Origin of the sequence: Ralstonia sp. NFACC01 (assembly GCF_900115545.1) — a bacterium.
GTDB lineage: Bacteria > Pseudomonadota > Gammaproteobacteria > Burkholderiales > Burkholderiaceae > Ralstonia > Ralstonia mojiangensis.
Map to the genome: position 1 here is coordinate 210362 of NZ_FOWV01000006.1, position 20042 is coordinate 230403.

Genomic DNA, 20042 nt, shown 5'->3' on the forward strand with positions numbered 1-20042 from the left:
TCAACGCGCTAACATGCCGGCCTGATGTTTTGCGCTTTCTTGCACGTAGGGAATGACGATGATCGTAGTAGTGATGGGTGTTTCGGGTTGCGGCAAATCCACGGTGGGCCAGAAGATTGCCGAGCGGCTGGGCTGCGCTTTCCGTGATGGCGACGAGTTCCACTCCGAGGCCAACCGCGCCAAGATGCACGCCGGCATCCCCCTGAACGATGACGACCGCAAACCCTGGCTCGAATCCATCCGCGCCTACATGGACGAGAAGACGAGCACCGGGCAATCGCTGGTGGTGGCCTGCTCTGCTCTCAAGCAGCGCTATCGCGACGTGCTACGCGGCCCGGCCGGCAATGCCGAGTTCGTCTACCTGAAGGGCGACTTCGATCTGCTGCAAGGCCGCCTCGCCGCACGGAAAGACCACTTCTTCAACCCGAACCTGCTGCGCAGCCAGTTTGAGGCGCTGGAAGAGCCGACCGACGCCGTCATCGTCGACATCGCGCTGCCGCCCGAAGCCATCGTCGACGAGGCCATCACGCAACTGCAGGCACGCGCCGCGCACCGCCCGGCCGCCTGAACTCGCACGTGTTCGCGCGCTAACTGCGCGTGAGTTGTTGCAACACGGCCTGCACCTCGCCGTTGCACACGCGGCTCATGCGCTCCTGCTCGCGCGGGGTATCGATCTGTTCGTGCGCCTGCAAGCCGAGTTCGATCAGCGATTGCGCGCGGGGCAGCCAATGGCGCGTGAGCGCTGCCTGCAAATCTGCGGCAATGCGGTCCGGGTCTCCAAAGTAGAGCCGGCCGCCGTATTCGCTCTCGATCTCCTTGCGGATCACCTCGGCGGCGTGCGGCAGCACCGCGCGGTTCACAGCGACGTGCCGCAATTCGTGCTCGCGGATAGCGTTGTATGCACATGTGCCCGGCGCGAATTCGCGCGCCACGGTGACCCGAAAATTGTTCAGCAACAGCTCGACTGAGATAGACGGCCGCAGGCAGGTCGTGGCTGGCTGGGTGGCGATGGCCATGTAGCGGCTGTTGACGTCGAAGCGCGCGACCAGCGTCGCGTACGTCTTGCCCAGCACGCGCGCTGAGCGGTCGTATGGCGGTGCCTCCGCGGTGAGTTGTTCCACCGAGCGATCGTTGGAGAAGGACAGCGGCGTTTCGATGGCACGCACCTCCACGCGCATCGGGCCGAGCGCCTGGTCGCATGCCTTTAGCCAGTGCGATTTGTTGGCATTGAGTGCGGATGCGCCCGCCGCGCCGGTTGCGGCGGCGACATTTTCGATCGGCGCAAAACGCACGTCGGCGAGCCTCAGCCGATGCAGCCGACTCCACTGCCAAGCGCCGACCGCCACGGCCAGCACCACACCCAATACCACCACCCGACGCATGCTGGGCTCCCCGTTTGCGCATCCCGACTGGGCTACGCAGGGGCGCCGCAGGTCAGGTCATGCCGGTGTCAGTGCCACCGGTTCTCGATTCTCATGTTGGGCGGCAATCAGTCGTCTGATCTGCTCGCCCGATCGTTTGAGCGCTACGCGCGCCTCTGGAAGGAAAGGATAGAAGATCGGCCACACGTGCGGAAGCCGCCGCCCCATTTCTACCGAAACGGATACCCCGGCCGCCCGCGCGCGCTCGGCCATTCGGAGGGTATCGTCGCGTAGCACCTCGCTGGTGCTGACATAGCAGTGCAGTGTGGGCAGGCCCGTGAAATCGGCGTACAGCGGCGAGGCGAGCGGATGGTCCGTCGGTGCGCCCGAATCGCCAAGGTACAACGCCGCACCATGCGCCATCCACGCGCCGCGAAACATCACGTCGGATTCATCGTTGTCGATCAGGCTCTGGCCGGTGGCTGCCAGGTCCGTCCACGGCGAATACAGCACCGCGCCGGCCGGCAGCGGGTCCGCCGCATCGCGCAAGGCCACCAGCAGCGCCAACGCCAGCCCTCCCCCCGCAGAATCGCCCGCCACCACAATGCGCGATGGTGCCACGCCCTGCGCCAGCAGCGTGCGATACGTAAAGAGCGCATCTTCCACCGGCGCGGGAAATGGATGCTCAGGTGCCAACCGGTAGTCCGGCACGCACACACGGGCCTGCGCATGGGTGGCAAGACCAATGGTGATCGGGCGATGTGTGCGGGGGCTGCAGAAAAAATAGCCTCCGCCATGCAGATAAAGGACGACGGGCGCGTCTTCATGCAGGTCCGGATCAGCGGGTTCGATCCATTCGCCGGTGAGGCCATCGTCGTGGGTCCCAAGAGCCGGCACGATGCGCCAATCCGGCGGCAATTCCACGGGCGAAGGCATCTTGCGCTTCTCGGCATGCAGGCGCGTGGCGATGGGATCGAACGGCTCCCGCTCGGTCGGCTTCTTGACCTGGTTGCGCACCATCCTCGAGACGACCCAGTTCTGCCAGCTCATCGCGCAACCCTCCGCTGCAAAGTCCCAGCCTAGCGAGGATGCGCTGCCCAGACAATCGGTTCACACCCTGCTGGAACGCGGGTGTCCCCATATGGCAACGCCATCGCGCAGGCCGTAGCGTCAAACCACGTCAGGGTTCGCAGCCAGGGCACGCAGGCACAGGCGCTCCATCTCGCTGATCCATACCTCGGTTGCGGGCGGCCCGTCCTGCAGCAGCACGCGGTAGCGACGTGCGCCCCAGATGGCTTGCAGCATCGTCTGCACGAGTGCGTCGTCTGGCCGGGCAGGCAGATCGGGGCACGCGTCCAGCGCTTGGCGCCAGGCTGCGCTCAGTTCATCGAAGAAGCGCAAATGATGCTTGGGCTCGGCAATGCGGTCTTCACGCATCAGCATGGCGTGATCAAAGTACGGCGGATCGAGCGCCGGATCGCCGCAACTCAGCCTCACGAGGTGACGCACGCGGGCTGTCCAGGAGGCATCGATGCGTTCCGTCACCTCGCTCTGAATGCGGGCCAGCAGCACCTCGATGGTGTGCCGGACGTAGCCTGAGAGCAGCGCCTCCTTGTTCGGGAAGTACTCATACAGCGTGCCGACCGAGCAACCGGCTTCCAATGCCACCGCCCGCGTGGTCGCTGCCTGTGCGCCGTCGCGCCGCCAAATCCGAACAAATGCCTCGTAGATGGCCTGCACGGTGAACTTGGCGCGGCGCTGCGACGGCCGCTTCAGCGGTTTGGCGCGGGCGCTTTCGGCCTGCCCGTTTCCGAACCCGGCACCCGCCTGCCGACGATAGAGTGAAGCCATCCGCCCATCAATCCCGAGAATGGAGAAGACACCATGAACGCCCCGTACCAGCGGCTCTTCACGCGCAAGGATGCCCTAAACGAAAGCCGCCTGGAAAGCGCCGACACCGCGCCCGCCGCGGCGCCCGGCGAAGTCGTGCTGCGCCTGGACCGCTTTGCCCTCACTACCAACAACATCACCTACGCAGCCTTTGGCGACGCCATGCAGTACTGGTCGTTTTTTCCCACCGGCCACGATGGCTGGGGCCATATGCCTGTGTGGGGCTTTGCCGATGTGGTCAGCTCCGCCGTGGAAGGCGTCGACGTCGGCGAGCGCTTCTACGGCTACTTCCCGATCGCCACACATCTGCGCATGCAGCCCGAACGCGTCACGCCACGCGGCTTCTACGACGGCGCCGCGCATCGTCAGGCGCTCGTCTCCGCCTACAACCAATACACGCGCGTGTCGCAAGACGCCGCCTACGAGGCAGCGCTGGAGGACTACCAGATCCTCTATCGGCCGTTGTTCATCACGTCGTTCATGCTGGCGGATTTCCTGGTGGACAACGCTTTCTTCGGCGCGCGGCGCCTGGTCTTTTCCAGCGCATCGAGCAAAACGGCGTACGGCACCGCGTTCTGCCTGCAAGACACCCAAGGGCTCACGCTCACCGCGCTCACTTCTGGCGGCAATCGCGCGTTTGTCGATGGCCTTGGCTGCTACCACGATAGCGTCACGTACGATGCACTCGACACGCTCACAACTGACGTTCCCACACTCTACGTCGATTTCTCCGGCGACACGGCGTTGCGCCGGCGCGTGCATGAACACTTTGGCGACGCGCTCGTCTACGACTGCTTTGCGGGATCGGCGCAAAACACGGATTTCATCCAGGCCGCCGACTTGCCTGGCCCCGCGCCGCAGTTCTACTTCGCGCCCGTGCAAATCCGCAAGCGCAACGCCGACTGGGGGCCCGCCGTCGTCACCGAAAAGTTCAACGCCGCGCAGCGGCGCTTCATCCACCACGTGCGTGACCCAAAGCACGGTTGGCTCACGCTGATCCAGGAGCACGGCATGCCCGCAGCTCAGGCGCGCATTGCCGCACTGCATGCCGGCCGCACACACCCACGCGAGGGTTATGTCATCCGACTTTGAGACCGCCCTGCCATCGCGCCAAGGTCGAGCTTGGCATTTCCTTGCCCCGGCACATGACAAACAATCTATAAATTTATATATTATTGGAATCTAGATTGTTCTCTGCCCCACCCCTTTCCCATGTCGATCGATTTCGCACATTTCACCCCGGGCGCGGCCCTCGTCGGCGGCCTCATCATCGGGCTGGCGGCGGCCGTGCTGATACTGGGCATGGGCCGCATTGCCGGCATCAGCGGCATCCTCGGCGGGCTGTTGTTGCGTCCGCAGGGCGATATGGATTGGCGCATCGCGTTCCTGATCGGCCTGATGGGGGCGCCGGTGATTGCCGCACTGCTTGGTCGCCCTGTGGTTCCTGACATCGCCGCCGGCTGGGGCGAGGTGCTGGCGGCAGGCTTCCTGGTCGGCATCGGCACACGCTACGCAGGTGGCTGCACGAGCGGCCACGGCGTCTGCGGGTTGTCGCGCGGCTCGGTTCGCTCGCTGGTGGCCACGGTCACCTTCATGACCGCTGGCATCGTCACCGTGTTCGTCGTACGCCACGTGGTGGGAGGCTGACATGGCCATCGTGATCGCACTCGTTGCGGGCCTGCTGTTTGGCGCGGGGCTCATCGTGTCGGGCATGGCCAATCCGGCCAAGGTGCTCGGCTTTCTCGATCTGTTTGGCCAATGGGACCCTTCACTGGCGTTCGTGATGGCCGGGGCGATTGCCGTCGGCGTGGTCGCCTTCTTCGTGGCGCGGCGGCGCGGCCACTCGTGGCTTGGCACGCTGATCCAATTGCCGTCGGCCACGGGCGTGACGATGCGGCTCGTGCTGGGCAGTGCCGTGTTCGGCATCGGCTGGGGACTGGCCGGTTTCTGCCCAGGGCCGGCACTGGTGGCGCTGGGCGCAGGCGTGCCAAAGGCCGCCGGCTTTGTCGCCGCCATGCTGGCGGGCATGGCCACCTTCAATTGGCTGCAACGCAAGCGCTAGCGGGGCGGAACCGGCGCATATAAACCGATAACGAACCTACAGGGGACAACATGACGCTCCACAAGCTCGGTGCCGCATTGGCGCTGGTCATTGGCACATCCGCATTCGCACAAACCGCCCCGGCAACGCTGCCAGTGCCGGACGAGGCCACCATCCCCGCTGGGCCCATGGGTGACGCCATCAAGCGCGGCAAGCTGATCCTCACCGACACCAAGCGCCAGCTGCCGCACAACGTCGGCAACGGCCTGAATTGCACGAGCTGCCACCTGAACGGCGGCACGACGCCCTACGCATCGCCATGGGTCGGGCTGACCGCCGCGTTCCCGGAATACAGATCGCGCAGCGGTGCGGTCATTTCGCTGCAGCAGCGCGTGAATGATTGCTTCCAGCGGTCGATGAACGGCAAGCCCATCGCCTTCGATGGCGAAGACATGAATGCCATCCTCGCCTACATGAAATGGCTCTCCAGCGGCGTACCCGTTGGCACCAACGTGACGGGACGCGGTTTCGAGAAGATCGACACGTCCCTCGCGCCCAACCGCGAGAACGGCAAAGCCGTCTACGCCCAGCGCTGCGCAGCCTGCCATGGCGCCGAAGGCCAGGGGCTGCCCAACCCGCAAGGGGGTTACCTGATGCCCCCGTTGTGGGGCAAGGATTCGTTCAACGTGGGAGCGGGCATGGCGCGCATGTACACCGCCGCTGCCTTCGTGAAGCACAACATGCCGCTGGGCCAGGGCGGCACGCTCACCGCACAGGAGGCAGTGGACGTGGCCGCCTTCTTTACCCAACAGCCGCGCCCGGACTATGCCGCGCGCGCCAAGGACTGGCCCAAGGGCGACAAGCCGAAAGACGCGCGCTGAGCGCCTCCCGCCTCAAAAGCAAAAAGCCTGCGACGCAACCGCCGCAGGCTTTTTTGGTTTCGCACTTCGGAGCGCTGAACGCGATCAGTTGACCTTGAGCTGACCGCCACGGCCCAGGCCGCCCTTGACGTCTTGCGCCTTGTAGCTGCGCAGCGCGACGACCATCTTGTTCCAAGCGTCGATAAAGGCGACCACCGTGGCCTTGCCTTCCGGCGTGCTGGAGAAGCCGGCCAGACCGCCGCCCACGCCACCGCCAAAGCCGGCCAGCACCGCACCGTAGTTCGTGGCGGTCGAGCTGCCTTCGGCGGCTGCGATCTGCACGGCCGAGCGCACGTCGAATAGGGTCAGCGTCACGACCGAAGCCTTTGACTTCACGCTGCCAGCCAACGCGGCGATGGCGCTGTTGCCCAGCAGGCCGCCCACGGCACCCGCCACGCCGCCGATCGGCGAGTCGTTGATGATGATCTGCGGCTCCATGTAGTAGTCAGCCGCCACACGCTGGCCCTTCTGCTGCTTCGAGCCAGCACGGTATTCACCGGAGTTGCGCTGCAGATCGGTGATGCGCGACAGGCGTGCGTCGGTCTTCTGGTTGCCGATCGACGTGATCACGAAGCAGTTCGATTGCTGCACGGCCATGCGCAGCAGCGGGTCGATGGTCGTCACCTTGGTGGCGCTGCCAAACTGGCCGTACCAGTCGGCGTTGCGGCCATCATCCATGGCGATGGTGCCCAGCGGCGAGGCGCAACGCTCGAGCGTCGGGTCTGCGCCCACGCTGGAGCCGCCGGCCGCAGCACCGCTCACGCCGGCGTTCTGGCCGCCCGGCGTCACCATGCCGCCGCCTGCGCACGCAGCCAGGGAAGCGGTGATCAATGCCACGCCTGCGGCCTTGGCAGTGCGGCTAAGAAGATTGGTGTTCATATTGTTGTGTGGCTCACATTGAGTCGATGTTCGGCTTATGCGTCCTGCGACTCAATAAGCCCCCCTTGATCAGGCGTGCGAGGTGTGCAACAGGCTTTCCCCCTCCCCGAACTGCCTTGAAACGCTTTGAAACGGATGACTGCGGTGCCTCTCTCAGTACCAGTACCAGCTCGTCTGGCGCCAGACGCCGAGGTACGGATAACCGGAATACCAATAGCCGTAGTAGGTGCTGCGCCATTGCGCGCGCCACTTGTAGTCGTCTTCGTCGGATTTCTTGGCGGCGCGTGCTTGCTCAAGCAGCTTCTTGGATTCCTTGTCGCCACGGCTCACGGCAATCGAGAGCCATTTTTCGGCTTCGCGCGGGTCGGAGCCCATCTCTTCCAGCCCGAACAGGTAGAACGCGCCGAGCGCCTTCTGCGCCTGCAGGTTGCCGTGCTCGGCCGCCTCGCGCATCCAGTTCAGTGCCTGGTAGCTGTCCTGGCGGACGCCGTCACCGCGGAAATAGCGCAGACCCAGGTCGTAAGCGGCCTTGGGCTCTCGCTTGGCAACTTCCTTGAGCGCAGTAATGCGCGGATCTTCGTCAGGGATATTCGCCTGGTCAAACGCCACCTGGGCTTTCGGCCGATCGGCACAGCCACGGTCGTCGCACACCCGTACCACATCGCTGGGCGGCTGCGGCTGGGCACACGCTGCCAGCAGTGACACGACTCCCAACATCAGCAAACGATTCCGCATTCGCCTGACCCTTTCTTTTATTGTTGCTGTTGATCGAGAGAAACTCCGCTGACAACCTGGTCAGTGCCGGTGGTTTTTGCGATCCCGTCCGCAAAACCGGCGCCCCCAATATTGGCTGCACAACGCTTTCTCTTCCGCGTGCCCATAGGATTTGCGGGCACATGATATAGATCGGTCTACTTTAGCGGGAAGCGCGTGCCGTTGTGTTATCAAAGCGTAAAGCTGACGCGGCAACAACACTCTGCAACCGACCGTGTTTGGGCCCAATCCCCAGGCCGCAATAAGGGGCCGATGCTAAGATGCGGCTCAGCAATCAGGAGAGGTGGCAATGCGCGCAAGCAAGCGCCAACAGGTGGTGGACAAGGCCGGCGAACTGTTTTCCAAGCACGGCTTTCACCCCGTGGGCGTCGATTGGATCATCGACGAATCCGGCGTCGCCCGTATGACGCTGTACCGGCACTTTGCCGGCAAGGAAGATCTGATCAAGGAAGTGCTCGAGCAGCGCTATACCTTCGTCATGGGCAGCATTGCCGAAAAGCTCAGCCCCATGCACGACGCCACCGCCCGCCTCAAGGGCATCTTCGAGTGGTACGGCGCATGGTTCCGCACTCCCGAATTTGCGGGCTGCCTGTTCGAGCGCGCGCTGGCTGAGTTTGGCGCCACCTGCCCCAAGGTGACCGACGTGGCGGTGCGCTACCGCGACGATCTGCTCGCCATGATGGAAACGCTGCTCAAGGATGTGGTGCCTGCCAATACGGCGCGGCAGCTTGCCGGGGTGTACGTGATGCTGCTGTCGGGCGCCACGGCCGACGCCCGCGCAATTGGCGATCCGTCCGCCGCGTCACAGGCCTGGCACGCCGCAGAAACCCTTCTGAATCAGGCCAGGGCCGCCACCGAAGCTGCCTGAACCCAGCCGCCGCAGCCTACCAGCCGCGCTGCACCCGCCGCGCAATCATCGAAGGCAAGCGCAGCATGCCCTCGGCCGCCAGGCGCAGATGCATCCCAACCAGCAGGATGTTGTCTCGCAGATACCGGAAATGCGACACGCCGCCCTCGTGCGCGCGGAAGTAGCGCACCGGCGCCGCCAGCCGGATCGGACGCACACCGGCCCAGCACAGGCGCACCGCCGCTTCCGGGTCGAAGTCGAAACCGCGCATCCAAGTCTGCCGGCGCATGATCTCGGCCAGCGGCGCAATCGGGTAGACGCGAAAACCGAACAACGTATCGCCAATTCCGGCCCACAGGGTTTCGATGTCCGCACAGCCGTTGGACAGGCGCCGGCCCTGCACGCGCACCTGCGGCGCCGTTGCATCAAACACCGGCTGGCCGAGGATCATCGCGTCGGGCGCAGCCTGTGAGGCCGCCATGAATTCGGGGATGAGCTCTGCTGGATGCTGGCCGTCGGCGTCCATGGTCAGCACGTAGGTAAAACCTGCTGCGGCAGCGGCTTCCAGGCCGGTCAGCACGGCCACACCCTTGCCGCGATTGCGCGGCAGCACAATCACGCGCAGCCCTGGGTCTTGCGCTGCCATGGCCTGCAAGCGTTCGGTGCTGCCGTCGGTGCTGCCGTCCGCCACGACCCAGACCGGGTTCCACTGCGCGCGCGCGCTGCGCACGGTGTCGTCAACCTTGGAGCCAGGGTTGTAGCTTGGAATCAGAACGAGGTGCGAGGTGGAAGCGCCGGTCATCGGCATGGCGTCGGTCCGGCCAAACGTTGAAAGCGGAATGCGTTGGGCGCTGGCGCGAGCCTATCGCGTGCGGTGTTCTGCCACGTAGGCTGCGAGCGAGCCAAGCGAGGCGAAGATCTTCTGGTTGTCGGGATCGCCCGAGCGCAGCTCGAAGCCGTATTTCTTGGAGATCAGCAGCGCAACTTCGAGGATATCGATGGAATCGAGCCCGAACCCTTCGCCATACAGCGGTGTGTCGGCGGTCAGGGTATCGAGTTGAATGTCTTCGAGATTCAGTTCGCCGATCATGAGCGCGGCGAGCTCTTTTTCCAGGTCGTTCATCGGTCTTGCAGCCACAGGCGGCGTACAGCGGGGATTGCGGCCAGAGCCAACGACGTTCTCCTTGCCCGAAGCTCCTGCCTTGTCCAGCCCAGCCTGTGAAGGGGGTCGTTTAAGCTACGCGGATTCTAGACGAAGGGTTACACCCCGTATAGCGCGAAACCGTGACAAAGACCGCACGTCGCGGCGCATGGACGAAGTGACGCAAACGATTCAACGGCTTGTGTGGCGCCGCAAAGCGGCAAGGGGCGCCACAACAGGGCTGCCCGGGCGCCGTACATCCGGTTACAAACACGCCGCCGCCGGATCAGGCGAGACAGGCGCGGGGCCCTAGAATGTGCCCCCGCCCTATGATGAAACTGCCCGGCCCCTCCTACGACACCATGCAGCGCCGCTCCCCCCAACTTGCTCTGCCATGCAGCGACTGACCAGCTTTGCGCGGGGCGCAGCGGGGGTGGGTGCGGTCGTAGCGTATCAGGTGGGTGCGCATTACGCAGCGGCCACGCCAGGCGCGCATGGCGTGGGCTTGGCGATGGCTCTGGTGCCGCCGTTGACAGTTGCGCTGGTCGCGGCCACACGTTCCAAGCATCGTGCATGGCTGTTGCCACTGTGGCTGCTCGTCTGTGGAGTGCTGTGGATGGCGCGCGCACCGCTCGCCGCGCATTTTGACTGGGGCCTGTACCTCGAACATGCAAGCTTCAACCTGATGATGGCCTACGTATTCGGCCGCACGTTGGTGGCGGGCCGCGAGCCACTGTGCACGCGCTTTGCGCACATGGTGCACGGCACGCTCACGCCGCGCATTACGCGTTATTCGCGGCAGGTCACGCTGGCATGGACGCTGTTTTTTCTGGCAACCGCCGTCGTATCCACCCTGTTGTTTGCCACGGCATCGACCGTAACGTGGTCGACGTTTGCGAACTACCTGTCGCTGCCGCTGGTGGGCGTGATGTTTGTGGCGGAATACCTCTGCCGACGCGTCGTGCTGCGCGGCGAGCCACATTCCAGCCTGTTCGATGCGGTGCGCGCGTATCGACAATCGGGGCCGTCGCAGCAATCCACGCGCCCCGCCACAGAACGTTCCCGCTGAGCCCACACGCCTCCACGATTTGCGTCATGCCGACTTACCCGCTGGTCTCCCATCCAACACTCGACCACACGCTCGCCTGGCGTGACGGCGCCCCCGTCTCCGCACGTGCGTTCCTGGCCGATGTGATGGCGCTGGCCGCGATGCTGCCGCCGGGCGGTCACGTGTTCAACGCCTGTTCAGACCGTTACCGCTTTGCCGTCGCGCTGTGCGCGACGCTGGTGGCCGGCAAAGTCAGCCTGCTGCCGCCCATGCAGACGCCGCAAATGGTGCGCCAGCTTTCGGCGTTCGCGCCCGATGTGTTTTGCCTGCACGATGCGCCCGCCTGCCCGGTCGACCTGCCGGGCTTCCGTTACCCCGATGCGTTGACGGCCGACACAACGCTCATCGACGTGCCGCAGATCGACGCATCGCAAGTCATGGCGGTGTTGTTCACGTCCGGATCAACCGGCACGCCGGTGCCGCATCGCAAGACATGGGGCGCGCTGGTGCGTTGCATGCGCGCGGCAGTCGCACACCTTGGCCTGGACGATGGGCGCGCCTTCACGCTGGTCGGCACCGTGCCGCCGCAGCACATGTATGGCTTTGAGGTGACGGTACTGCTGGCGCTGCAGGGCGGTCTGGCCGTCAGCAACCAGCGGCCGTTCTATCCGGCGGACATTCGCGAGGCGCTTCAGGCCGTGCCGCAACCGCGCGTGCTGGTGACCTCGCCGGTGCATCTGCGGGCGCTGCTGGCATCAGAACCCGCGTTGCCAAGCGCATCGCTCGTGCTGTCGGCCACTGCGCCGCTGTCGGAGGCGCTGGCGCGGGAGGCCGAGACGCGCCTGTCTGCGCCGCTCCTGGAAATCTACGGCAGCACCGAAACCGGCCAGGTCGCGACGCGCCGTACCGCGCAGGAAACCGCGTGGCATCTATACCCCGGCGTCCGCATGGAATCGCGCGCCGGCACGCCGGAAGACGACGGCCCAACGGTGTGGGTCCAGGGTGGGCACGTCGAAACCGCGGTGCCGATGAGCGATGTGATTGAACTGATCGACGACACGCACTTTCTGCTGCACGGCCGTAAGACCGATCTGATCAACATTGCCGGCAAGCGCTCGTCGCTGGCGTATCTGAACCATCAGCTCAACGCGATCGCAGGTGTGGAGGACGGCGTGTTCTACATGCCGGACGATGCGCCTGCCGCCCCGCATACGCAGGGCAGCGCCGCAGTCACGCGCCTGGTGGCGCTGGTTGTGGCGCCGAGCCTTAGCGCGGCGGACGTACTGCGTGCCCTGCATGACCGCATCGATGCAGCATTCCTGCCCCGCCCGCTGCTGCTGGTAGACGCGCTGCCGCGCAACGAAACCGGCAAACTGGCGCGCGATGTGCTAGCCGCGCTGGTCGCACAACATTCGCACCGCAACGCACAAATGCCCGCCATGCGCTTCACCATTCCTGCTGATCACCCGGCGCTGCCGGGGCACTTTCCCGGCCACCCAATCGTGCCGGGGGTGGTGCTGCTTGACCACGCGCTCCACACGATCGGTGCGGCGCTGGGCCGCTCGCTTGATGCTTGCAAGATCAGTTCGGCCAAGTTTCTCAGCCCTGCGGCACCCGGGGAGTTGCTCGACCTCGCGTTCGAGACGACGGCGAGCAACGCCGTCCGCTTCACGATCCGCGCGGGCGAGCGCGAAGTGGCCAGCGGCGTAATGTCCGCATCAGCGCCGGAGGGCGTTGCTGCATGAAGCGCACCGACTGGGCAGAGCGTCCTGAGCGCAGCAACCTCGCGCTGCTGCGCGTGATGACGTGGCTTTCGCTGCGGCTTGGTCGGCCATTCGGCAGGGCTCTGCTGTGGCTGATTGCGGTGTATTTCGTGGCGGCCTCGCCGGCGGCGCGGCGTGCCTCGCGTGACTATCTGCGCCGCGCGCTCGGCCGGCCGGCAACGCTGCGCGACGTATTCCGTCACATGTTCACCTTTGGCACGACCATCCACGACCGCATTTACCTGATCAGCGGGCGCTTCGACCTGTTCGACGTCGAGTTGCAGGGCCAGCAGCACATACACGACGTGCTGGCGCGGGGGCGCGGTGCATTCCTGCTCGGCGCGCACCTGGGCAGCTTCGAGGTGGTGCGCGCGCTTGGCCGTACGGTGCCAAACCTGCGCGTGGCCGTCGCCATGTATGAAGAGAACGCGCGCAACATCAACGCCGCGGTTGCCGCCATCAACCCGGCGGCGGCGCCGGAGGTCATTCCGCTGGGGCGTGTAGACGCCATGCTGCAAGTGCGCGAGGCGCTGGACGACAACCGGCTGGTCGGCATGCTGGCTGATCGCACGCTGTTGCGCGACGCGGGGCCATCCATCCAGCGCAGGGATTTTCTCGGCAGCCCGGCAGCGTTTCCGCTCGGGCCGCTGCACATGGCCGCCATGCTGAAGCGCCCCGTGCTATTCATGACGGGGCTGCACCTGGGCGGCAATCGCTACGCCGTGCATTTCGATCCGTTGGCGGATTTCACTGATGTGCGCCGCGAAGATCGCGCCGCCGCCGTGCAAGCCGGGCTCGGCCACTATGTGGAACGCGTTGAACATTACTGCCGCGCCGCGCCATACAACTGGTTCAATTACTTCGACTTCTGGCAGGATGCCGACGCGGCCGGCGCGCAGAATCCCACCCCGGCCGAGCACCAGACCACCCAGACGCCATGACTGCAACGCGCCCATTCCTTCGCGCCCTTCTGGCCATGTTCGCAGCCAGCATGTTGGCAACAACCGCCCACGCCGCGGATACCGCTTGGACGCTCGACCGCCTCATGTCCACGCTCGCACGCAACAAGTCTGGGCGCGCCACATTTACGGAAACAAAGACGCTGTCGATTGCGGCACAGCCCATTGAATCGTCCGGCGAGCTGGTGTTCGTGGCGCCCGATCATCTGGAAAAGCACACGCTGGCTCCCAAGCCAGAACACCTCGTGATTGACGGCGACAAGCTGACCGTCGAGCGCAACCAGCGCAAGTTCACGATGCCGCTGTCGCAATACCCGGAGCTGGGCGCCTTCATCGAAAGCATCCGCGCCACGCTGGCCGGTAACCGCTACGCGCTCGAAGCGATCTACAAGGTCGCCATCGCTGGCCACGGCGATGACTGGACGCTCACGCTTTCGCCCATCGACACGCGCATGCAGCAGGTGGTCTGCACCATCACGCTGGAGGGCACGCGCGATGTGCTGCGCAGCGTCGCCATCCGCCAGGCAGACGGCGATCATTCGTTGATGCGCCTGCAACGCGTGCCCGGCAACTAAGGGCCCCGCGCACATGAAACGCTTGCACGCTCTGCAGCAGCCCGCCGTGCTGGTCTGGTTGACCGGCCTGCTGCTGTGCGCGGTCGTGATCGGGCGGACGAGCTTTACAGCGGACCTGTCGGCGTTTCTTCCGCGCTCGCCGAGTGCCGAGCAACGCGTGCTGGTCGACCAGTTGCGCGAGGGGCTGGTGTCACGACTCATCCTCGTGGGCATCGAGGGCAGTGACGCGGCCACCCGTGCAACGCTGTCGAAGCAGCTCGCCGCCACGCTGCGTGCCGACGCACGGTTCAGTGCCGTCAATAACGGGGAGCCCGTGAGCGAAGCGCGCGACCGGCAGTTCGTCTTCGACCACCGCTACGTGCTCAGTCCCGCTGTCACGCCGCAGCGCTTTTCCGCCGAAGGTCTGCACGCGGCGCTGGGCGAGAGCCTGGACCTGCTCAGTTCGTCAGCCGGGCTATTTGCCAAGAACATGCTGCCGCGCGATCCGACCGGCGAGGTGGCGGCGCTCGTCAGCCAGTTGGACAACACCGCGCTACCCTCTTCCATGCATGGCGTGTGGGCGTCGCGCGATGACCAGCGTGCCGTGCTGGTCGTGCAGACAACGGCCGCCGGGTCCGACACCGACGCTCAGGCGCAGGCCATCGATACCGTGCACCGCGCGTTCGATGCGGTTGCACGCACGGTGCCGAACGCCGCATCCGCGCGCATCCTCCTGACCGGCCCAGGCGTGTTTTCCGTTGAATCGCGCGACACCATCAAGCGCGACGTCGAACGGCTTTCCACCGTCAGCCTCGTGCTCGTGGTGGCGCTGCTGCTGACGGTGTACCGCTCGCCGCGCACGGTGTTGCTGGGATTGCTGCCGGTGCTGTCCGGCGTGGCGGCCGGCGTGGCAGCGGTCAGCCTCACGTTTGGGGCCGTGCACGGGCTCACTCTCGGATTCGGCACCACGCTCATCGGCGAGGCGGTCGACTATTCGATCTACCTTTTCGTGCAATCTTCCCGCCTGCGTGGCGCCACCCCCGACGACAGTCTGCGAGCATGGATCACCACGTACTGGCCGATCATCCGCCTGGGTGTGCTGACCTCCGTATGCGGCTTTGCGTCGATGCTGTTCTCAGGCTTTCCGGGGCTCGTGCAGTTAGGGCTGTATTCGATTGTCGGGTTGGTGACGGCGGCACTTGTCACGCGCTACGTGCTGCCGCATCTGCGTGGTGCAGAAGTGGCGACGCGGGATGTGTCGCGTGTGGGGGCGTGGCTCGCACGGGCCACGCATGCTGCGCCACGTCTGCGCTGGGTGTTGGCGATGGTGCTCGTGGGCGCATGTGCGGCGCTCGCGCTGCATCGCGATGGCCTGTGGAGCCGCGAACTCGCTGCGCTGAGCCCCGTGCCCGCGAAAAGCCAGGCGCTCGACGCCAGTCTGCGCGCCGACGTGGGGGCGCCCGACGTGCGCTATCTGGTGGTGATTCCGGCCGCGACCGAGCAGGCCGCGCTTGAAGGCGCCGAAAAGGTCGCCGCGCAACTGCAACCGTTGGTGGACAGCGGCGTGCTGGCCGGCGTCGAGAACCCTGCGCGCTATCTGCCGAGTGATGCTACGCAGCGCGCGCGCCTCGCAAGCCTGCCCCCTGCGGATGCACTGGCCGCCCGCATGCGCAGCGCCGTTGAAGATCAGCCGATCCGCGTGAAGCCTGATCTCTTCGCCCCGTTTATCGCCGATGTGGACGCGGCACGCACCCAGCCCCTATTGCGGCGCGCAGACCTGAAGGGCACATCGATGGCATTGGCGGTGGACGCACTGCTGACAGAACGCGCCGGCCAATGGAGCGCCATGCTGCCATTGCGCGCACCATCAGCCGCGCCGGCCGCCACGAAGAACGCACTCAACTCATCCAGCCTGGATGCCGCGCCGATTCGTGCCGCCGTCGAGCATGCGGCCGTGCCGGGCGCGCTCTTCGTCGACATGAAGGCCGAGGCTGATCGGCTGTACGTGAACTACGTGCGGGAAGACCTTCGCCTGTCGCTGGCCGGTTTCGCGGCGATCGCCTTGCTGCTGCTCGTGGCGTTACGCTCACCGCAGCGGACGCTCCGCGCGTTGGCGCCCCTGGTGGCGGCGGTGCTGGTGGTGACGGCCGGCTTTGCGCTGGCACGCGTGCCGCTGACCATCCTGCATCTGGTGGGCATGCTGCTGATCGTGGCGGTGGGATCGAACTACGCGCTGTTCTTCAATCAACGCACGCAGACCATTGCGCCGCAGACGCTGGTGTCATTGCTGGTGGCCAATCTGGCGACGGTGGCCGGCTTCGGCCTGCTGGCATTCTCGCGGGTGCCGATGTTGGAAACGTTCGGGTTGACCGTCGGGCCCGGCGCCATGCTCGCGCTGGTGTTTGCTGCCATCCTCGCGCCACGCGCCGATCACGAACAGCACGCTGCAGCATGAACACGCCGATCACCCCACCACTTGGTACCGCCCGCCGCTGGACGCCGACGCCGCTGATCAGCGGCGCCCTGGCGCTGCACGCGGGCGTGGCGGTTGCCGTTGCGGCCGCCCCCTCAACATGGCCATGGGCGGGCTGCAGCGTCATCGCCTCGCATCTGGTGCTGATGGCCGGCGGTCTGTGGCCGCGCAGCAGCTGGCTCGGCCCGAACTGGACGCATCTGCCCGCCACGGCCGGCCAGCAGATCGCGTTGACTATCGACGACGGTCCTGACCCCGATGTCACGCCACGCGTGCTGGACGTGCTCGACCAGCACGGCGCCAAAGCCACCTTCTTCTGCATCGGCGAATTGGCGCAGCGACACCCGCGCTGCGTCGAGGCCATCGTCGCGCGTGGGCATGCGGTGGAAAACCACAGTCAGCGCCATCGGCATACGTTCTCGCTGCAGGGGCCGGGCGCGTTGCGGCGCGAGATTGCCGCCGCGCAGGACACGCTCGCGCAGATCACCGGCACGCGCCCGCTGTTTTTTCGGGCGCCGGCCGGACTGCGCAATCCGTTTCTCGAACCGGTGCTGTGTCAGCTTGGCTTGCAGCTGGCGAGCTGGACGCGCCGCGGCTTCGACACCCGCTCGCATAACGCCGACGCCATCGCCGAGCGCCTGCTGCACGGTCTGGCGCCGCAAGACATCCTGCTGCTCCACGATGGGCATGCGGCGCGCGATGCACACGGCACGCCCGTCATATTGACTGTATTGCCGAAGGTGCTCGAAGCCGCCGCCCGCGCGCGATTGCAGTGCACGACCTTGCGAGCTGCCCTCGCGCAGGAGCCCGTGCAGGCCACCCGCTCGCAAATGGCCATTTGATAAAATTTGTCAACGATTGGCGCCCCGTCTGCTCCGTCAGCTCACCCCACAATTGCCGCGACAATCTCTCCAGTGAAGCCCGTCCTGCTCACACATTTCACCGCCACAAGCTGCCTCGGACGCGGCCTTGACGCCACGCTCGACGCGTTGCGCGGGCAACGTGGCGGGCTCGCGCCGTGTCACTTCCCGCGCGCCGAACTCGACACGTGGATCGGCGAAGTGCCTGGCGCGGATGCCACGCCCGTGCGTGCAGACCTGCGCGAGTTCGACTGCCGCAACAACCGGCTTGCGCAGATCGGCCTCACACAAGACGGTTTTGCCGAAGCTGTTGAAGCCTCCAAGGCACGCCATGGCGCCGCACGCGTCGGCGTGTTCCTTGGCACCAGCACGTCGGGCATTCTCGAAACCGAACGCGCCTACCAGCAGCGCGATCCGCAAACGGGCGCGCTGCCGGCGAGCTTTCACTACGCGCAGACGCACAACATTTATTCGTCCGCCGCGTTTGTGCGGGCGTACTTTGGATTGAGCGGACCGGCCATGGTGATCTCGTCGGCGTGTTCGTCGGGGGCCAAGGTGTTTGCCTCGGCGCGGCGCATGCTGGCGGCGGGCCTGATCGATGCGGCGGTGGTGGGCGGCGTCGATTCGCTGTGCCTGACTGCGCTGTACGGGTTCAACTCGCTGGAACTGCTGTCGCGGCAACCGTGCCGGCCGTACGATGCGGCGCGCGATGGCATCTCCATCGGCGAGGCCGCGGCCTTTGCGCTGCTGGAGCGCGCCCCCGACGCCAGGAACGCGCTGGACGACCATGCAATCCTGCTGCTCGGCATTGGCGAATCGAGCGACGCGCATCACATGTCATCGCCGCATCCAGAAGGGCTGGGCGCACGTGCTGCCATGATGCAAGCGCTGGCCACAAGCGGCTTGGCCGCCACGGACATCGACTACATCAACCTGCACGGCACTGGCACGCCCAGCAATGACGCAGCGGAGGCGCGCGCCATCCAGGCGATGTTCGACGGCACGGCGTGCAGCTCGACCAAGGGTGCGACCGGCCACACACTGGGCGCGGCGGGTGCATTGGAAGCGGTAATCGCAGCGCTGGCGCTGCGCCATCAATTGATGCCGGCCGGCATCAACACCACGCAGCCGGACCCGACCTTGGCCATCAACTACCTGACGTCGAGCCGCCACGCTCCTGTTCGCACAGCGCTCAGCAACGCCTTTGGATTTGGTGGCACGAATTGCAGCCTGGTCTTCGGCCGCGCAGACCACGTGGGCCTGTCATCATGACCCGACTAAGCGCCTTCATCGAGAGCATCGGCGTGCTGGGCCCCGGTCTGCGGGATTGGCCGCACACCGCTGACGTGCTCACCGGTCGAACACCATACGCGCACGCACCGACCGAGTTGCCGCCGCCGGCCGGGCTGCCGGCGGTCGAGCGCCGCCGCACGGGGCCCGTAGTCAAGCTGGCGCTGGCAGTCGGCCACGAGGCCGTCGCAGCCAGCGGACGCGATGCCGCCACGCTGGCCACGGTCTTCAGTTCGTCCGGCGGCGATGGCCAGAACTGCCACGCCATCTGCGAAACCCTGGCGGGCGACGATCGCAAGCTTTCGCCCACGCGCTTCCACAACTCCGTGCACAACGCGCCGGCCGGCTACTGGAGCATCGCCACACACGCGATGGCGCCGTCCAATGTGCTGTGCGCGTACGACGGCAGTTTTGCCGCTGGGCTGCTGGACAGCCTCTGTCAGGTCACGATTGACGCCACGCCCACCCTGCTGATCGCATATGACGGCGAGTACCCGGAACCGTTGAACGCGGTGCGGCCCGTGCCCGATACGTTTGCGGTGGCGATGGTCCTTGCGCCCGAAGCTGGCCCGCGCACGCTCGCGCGCATTGACGTCGCGCTGACCGACGCGGCGTCGACTGCATTGGCACAACCCGGGCTCGGAGCGCTGTGGCACGGCAACGCCGCGGCGCGCGCGCTACCGCTGCTGGAAGCGTTGGCCGCAGGGCGAGCAGCCAACGTCGTGCTCGACTGTCTGCCCGAGACCCGCGTGCAGGTCGACATCATCTTCGGCACGCCATGACGTCAAGCGCGCAGCCATCTCCGCCGCTCGACCGCAACTGGATCGCAGCGCGCATTCCGCACAGCGGCACGATGTGCCTGCTGGACGCGGTCGTCGCATGGGACGACGCACACATCCATTGCAGCGCCACGAGCCATCGTGACACTGCCAACCCGTTGCGCTCGCACGGTCAATTGGCCGCGGTCTGTGGCATCGAATACGCCGCTCAGGCGATGGCCGTGCATGGCGCTCTGTGCGATGCTGCGCAAGCCCGCCCACGCGCCGGCTTTCTCGCCAGCGTGCGCAGCGTTGAAGCCCACGTCCCCCGGCTCGACACCATCGACTCGCCGCTCGACATCGAAGCCGAACGCATCGGTGGCGACGGCAACAACGTGCTGTACCGATTCACCGTGCGCAGCGGCGCACGCATCCTGTTGACCGGCCGCGCCGCTGTGGTGCTCGACGCGTCCGTTGCATGAAC

22 protein-coding genes are annotated in these 20042 nt (G+C 65.8%); 15 read left to right on the plus strand and 7 right to left on the minus strand.

Annotated elements, in window-relative coordinates; genetic code table 11:
* The first annotated feature begins 58 nt into the window (after nt 1-58).
* Entirely contained in the window at nt 59-568 is a 510-nt protein-coding gene (locus BM136_RS17030) for a gluconokinase (protein ID WP_092973767.1), read from the plus strand.
* 19 nt (nt 569-587) lie between these two features.
* Here BM136_RS17030 and BM136_RS17035 read toward each other — a convergent pair whose 3' ends face one another.
* From BM136_RS17035 to BM136_RS17045, 3 genes are all read right to left on the minus strand, one after another.
* A complete protein-coding gene (locus BM136_RS17035) occupies nt 588-1382 on the minus strand; it encodes a hypothetical protein (RefSeq protein ID WP_092973348.1) in 795 nt (264 codons plus the stop codon).
* A 57-nt stretch (nt 1383-1439) separates the two neighbouring features.
* Nucleotides 1440-2411 carry an alpha/beta hydrolase gene (locus tag BM136_RS17040; protein WP_092973350.1) on the minus strand — a complete coding sequence of 324 codons (972 nt, stop codon included), beginning with the start codon at nt 2409-2411 and terminating at the stop codon, nt 1440-1442.
* 120 nt (nt 2412-2531) lie between these two features.
* A complete protein-coding gene (locus BM136_RS17045; RefSeq protein WP_092973352.1) occupies nt 2532-3212 on the minus strand; it encodes a TetR/AcrR family transcriptional regulator in 681 nt (226 codons plus the stop codon).
* Nucleotides 3213-3245: 33 nt separating this feature from the next.
* On the opposite strand from BM136_RS17045, the gene BM136_RS17050 reads away from it, so the two are divergent.
* The 4 genes from BM136_RS17050 to BM136_RS17065 all read left to right on the plus strand — a co-directional run bounded on the left by BM136_RS17050 (nt 3246) and on the right by BM136_RS17065 (nt 6173).
* Complete coding sequence (locus tag BM136_RS17050) at nt 3246-4343, plus strand: DUF2855 family protein (protein ID WP_092973354.1); 1098 nt, start codon at nt 3246-3248, stop codon at nt 4341-4343.
* Nucleotides 4344-4463: 120 nt separating this feature from the next.
* Entirely contained in the window at nt 4464-4898 is a 435-nt protein-coding gene (locus BM136_RS17055) for a YeeE/YedE family protein (RefSeq protein ID WP_092973356.1), read from the plus strand.
* Nucleotide 4899: 1 nt separating this feature from the next.
* Nucleotides 4900-5313, plus strand: a complete 414-nt coding sequence (locus BM136_RS17060) for a DUF6691 family protein (protein ID WP_092973358.1) — start codon at nt 4900-4902, stop codon at nt 5311-5313.
* 50 nt (nt 5314-5363) lie between these two features.
* Nucleotides 5364-6173, plus strand: a complete 810-nt coding sequence (locus BM136_RS17065) for a c-type cytochrome (RefSeq protein WP_092973360.1) — start codon at nt 5364-5366, stop codon at nt 6171-6173.
* Between the two features lie 84 nt (nt 6174-6257).
* Here the strand turns inward: BM136_RS17065 and BM136_RS17070 are convergent, their stop codons facing one another.
* Complete coding sequence (locus tag BM136_RS17070; protein ID WP_092973362.1) at nt 6258-7091, minus strand: hypothetical protein; 834 nt, start codon at nt 7089-7091, stop codon at nt 6258-6260.
* 153 nt (nt 7092-7244) lie between these two features.
* Entirely contained in the window at nt 7245-7826 is a 582-nt protein-coding gene (locus BM136_RS17075) for a tetratricopeptide repeat protein (RefSeq protein ID WP_092973364.1), read from the minus strand.
* Nucleotides 7827-8154: 328 nt separating this feature from the next.
* Between BM136_RS17075 and BM136_RS17080 the strand changes: the two genes are divergently transcribed.
* Nucleotides 8155-8733, plus strand: coding sequence for a TetR/AcrR family transcriptional regulator (locus BM136_RS17080; RefSeq protein WP_092973366.1), 579 nt, complete (start codon nt 8155-8157; stop codon nt 8731-8733).
* Nucleotides 8734-8749: 16 nt separating this feature from the next.
* On the opposite strand, the gene BM136_RS17085 is transcribed toward BM136_RS17080, so the two are convergent.
* Nucleotides 8750-9520, minus strand: a complete 771-nt coding sequence (locus BM136_RS17085) for a glycosyltransferase family 2 protein (RefSeq protein ID WP_092973368.1) — start codon at nt 9518-9520, stop codon at nt 8750-8752.
* A gap of 54 nt (nt 9521-9574) precedes the next feature.
* Nucleotides 9575-9835 (minus strand): phosphopantetheine-binding protein, encoded by a 261-nt coding sequence (locus BM136_RS17090; protein ID WP_092973370.1) that lies wholly within the window; start codon nt 9833-9835, stop codon nt 9575-9577.
* A 412-nt stretch (nt 9836-10247) separates the two neighbouring features.
* Between BM136_RS17090 and BM136_RS17095 the strand changes: the two genes are divergently transcribed.
* From BM136_RS17095 to BM136_RS17135, 9 genes are all read left to right on the plus strand, one after another.
* On the plus strand, nt 10248-10922 hold the full coding sequence (locus BM136_RS17095) for a COG4648 family protein (RefSeq protein WP_092973372.1): 675 nt from the start codon (nt 10248-10250) through the stop codon (nt 10920-10922).
* A gap of 26 nt (nt 10923-10948) precedes the next feature.
* Nucleotides 10949-12646 carry an AMP-binding protein gene (locus BM136_RS17100; RefSeq protein ID WP_092973374.1) on the plus strand — a complete coding sequence of 566 codons (1698 nt, stop codon included), beginning with the start codon at nt 10949-10951 and terminating at the stop codon, nt 12644-12646.
* A complete protein-coding gene (locus BM136_RS17105) occupies nt 12643-13605 on the plus strand; it encodes an LpxL/LpxP family acyltransferase (protein WP_092973376.1) in 963 nt (320 codons plus the stop codon). Before BM136_RS17100 ends, BM136_RS17105 begins: the two co-directional genes overlap by 4 nt.
* A complete protein-coding gene (locus BM136_RS17110) occupies nt 13602-14198 on the plus strand; it encodes an outer membrane lipoprotein carrier protein LolA (RefSeq protein WP_092973378.1) in 597 nt (198 codons plus the stop codon). Before BM136_RS17105 ends, BM136_RS17110 begins: the two co-directional genes overlap by 4 nt.
* Before the next feature lie 13 nt (nt 14199-14211).
* Nucleotides 14212-16632: an MMPL family transporter gene (locus BM136_RS17115; protein WP_092973380.1), complete on the plus strand. Its 2421-nt coding sequence runs from the start codon at nt 14212-14214 to the stop codon at nt 16630-16632.
* Nucleotides 16629-17492: a polysaccharide deacetylase family protein gene (locus BM136_RS17120; protein WP_092973382.1), complete on the plus strand. Its 864-nt coding sequence runs from the start codon at nt 16629-16631 to the stop codon at nt 17490-17492. Before BM136_RS17115 ends, BM136_RS17120 begins: the two co-directional genes overlap by 4 nt.
* 72 nt (nt 17493-17564) lie before the next feature.
* On the plus strand, nt 17565-18782 hold the full coding sequence (locus BM136_RS17125) for a beta-ketoacyl-[acyl-carrier-protein] synthase family protein (RefSeq protein WP_092973384.1): 1218 nt from the start codon (nt 17565-17567) through the stop codon (nt 18780-18782).
* A complete protein-coding gene (locus BM136_RS17130) occupies nt 18779-19582 on the plus strand; it encodes a beta-ketoacyl synthase chain length factor (RefSeq protein WP_092973386.1) in 804 nt (267 codons plus the stop codon). The genes BM136_RS17125 and BM136_RS17130 overlap by 4 nt, the downstream gene beginning before the upstream one ends.
* A complete protein-coding gene (locus BM136_RS17135; protein ID WP_092973388.1) occupies nt 19579-20040 on the plus strand; it encodes a hotdog family protein in 462 nt (153 codons plus the stop codon). Before BM136_RS17130 ends, BM136_RS17135 begins: the two co-directional genes overlap by 4 nt.
* The last annotated feature ends 2 nt before the right edge of the window (nt 20041-20042 follow it).